Origin of the sequence: Streptomyces sp. NPDC048484 (genome assembly GCF_040651415.1) — a bacterium.
Lineage (GTDB): Bacteria > Actinomycetota > Actinomycetes > Streptomycetales > Streptomycetaceae > Streptomyces.
Window position 1 is genome coordinate 1 of sequence record NZ_JBEZJY010000131.1, and the last position, 2,191, is coordinate 2,191.

Sequence of the window (2,191 nt, forward strand, 5' to 3'; positions counted from 1 at the left end):
GCTTGGCGACGTGGTGAACTTCCACCGCCTCGACGCGCCCGCATGACTCGCACCGCCCGGCGAGGAGCCGGGTGACCAGCTCCTTGCGTTTGATGTTGACCGGGGCCAGCCGACGGTCGGTGATGACCGTCTTCTTATCCCGCCGCAGCGGGATCCCTCCGAACCGTCCTACCAGTTGCTTCCTGTCGACGCGTTCGACGCGTGCCTCGAAGCACTTGCGTAGCCCGTGCGGCGTCTCGATGGTGGCCGCGTACTTGCGGGCCATTTTCGACACCGACGAGCGGTGCTTGTTGGCGAGCGTCATCAGCATCGAGGTCTCCATGACCCATTGCAGCCGGGCGAGTCGAAAGACGTCGCCGGCCATCAGGTAGTACTGGACGATGCCGCGGTACTCCGACCCGTAGGTGCTGATTATGACGTGGTCGTCCTGGTTCAGCAGTTCGGGCCGACGCGCGGGTTTGCCGCGCTTCATGTACTGGGCCTGCTTGGCAGATACCACCGAACGAGGGACGCGCAATCTGATGACCCCATTGACGGAGCGCCGTCCGCCGGTGATCTTGCGGTCGTTGTGGTGCACGGTGATGTCGTAGCCGAGGAACCTCGCCGCCCCGGTGCGGGCATGCGTGATGAGCGTCTTCTCCGGCGACAATTCCAACTTGAGTTCGTCACGCAGGAATTGCGCCAGACGCTCCTTGATTTCCTCGGCTTCTGCCTTCAGTCCGGCGAACCCGAGCAGGGTATCGTCGGCGTAGCGCACATATCGCAGCCTCCGGTAGCCGGGATCCTGAGTATCCTGGCTGGGAATACTGCGGAGTTGCTTGCGCAGATCCCGCACTTCGGTGCGGTCGCCGCGCTTGCGGGCGCGCCGCATAGCGTTCCACACCTCAAAGAAGGCGCGGCTCGGCTTCCTGATCCTGCCCCGAGTGTATTCCGGGATCAGAACCTTCTCGACAAACTCGTCCAACTTGTGCAGGTAGATATTGGACAAGATCGGTGAAACAACTCCGCCTTGCGGGCTTCCGCTGTGCGTCGCGTTCCAGATCCAGTCCTCCATGTATCCGGCCTTGAGCATGTTGTGCACCAGGCGCAGGAATCGGTTGTCGTGGATTCTCTCGCCCAGAATCCGGAGCATGACCGAATGGTCAAGCCGGTCGAAACACTGGGCGATGTCTCCCTCGATCAGCCAGACTGTCCCCGTCCAGGTGTTGGCCACATCACGTAATACGGTGTGGCAGCCCCGGTGGGGACGGAAACCGTGAGAGGAGTTAGAGAAGGTCGGCTCGTAATACGCCTCAAGCAACAGACGGATCACCTCGCCGACGAGCTTGTCACTCCAGGGAGGCAGGCCAAGCGGACGCAGCTTCGTGCTGCCCCGCCCCTTCGGGATGTAGACCCTGCGAGCTGGGCTCCATCGGTAGCGCTCGTGGCGCAGCGCGTCGATGACGTGCTCGATCTTGCCCAGCGACATGCCGTCCACGGTCTCCCCGTTGACCCCAGGTGTCATTGATCCCTTGTTGGAATAAAGACGCCCGTAGGCCAGCAGGTACAACTCCGGATTGGAGAGCTGTCGATATAGTTCGTCGCATGGCAGGCCACGCCTGCCGCGTTCACGGAGGACACTCAGAACTGTTTCGGCGCTCTGCATTACGCATACCTCCCGAGTCTTGAGTGTCCGATCACCTGGCCCCCTTCGCCCGATGTGGACGGCTTTCCCGTCCTCCTTGGCCGGTCGTGACTCCGGCGACTACTACGGGGCCTCCGTCACCATAGGAAGATCTCTTCCCTTAGGCGATCCCATGTTCGTCTTTGTCGCACGTCCTAGCGTGGTTTAGGTGCCCCACTCATCCCCTTGAATGCCCTCGTTGGGCATCGCCCCGCACTCCGGAGGTTGCGTCGACCATGGCATAAAGCCGTCGCAGGGTGCGGCGTCGGTGTCAGGCATCTTTCCGACGGATTCGACCTTCAATCTTCTGGGGATTAGGGTTCAGGCAATCCAGCTTTCACCGTTCCACGCGGGTCCCTCGACACCCCGTCCCTAATGCCTGAGCCCGGTCGTCGATTTCCTGGCATGCTACGGTCCCATCACCGTTTCCGGATTAGGTAAGCCATTGGACCCAAGAATCTCCCTCCAAATTCATCCCGATTGAATCGGGGATACGACAAGGCGCCTCATGGCGCACTGCCAGCGGTC

1 protein-coding gene is annotated in these 2,191 nt (G+C 61.5%); it reads right to left on the reverse strand.

What is annotated here, in order from left to right; translation table 11 throughout:
- Positions 1-1,645, reverse strand: a 1,645-nt coding sequence (locus AB0D14_RS44865) for a reverse transcriptase domain-containing protein (RefSeq protein ID WP_362791287.1), incomplete at its 3' end; no start/stop codon positions are given.
- Between the last annotated feature and the right edge of the window lie 546 nt (positions 1,646-2,191).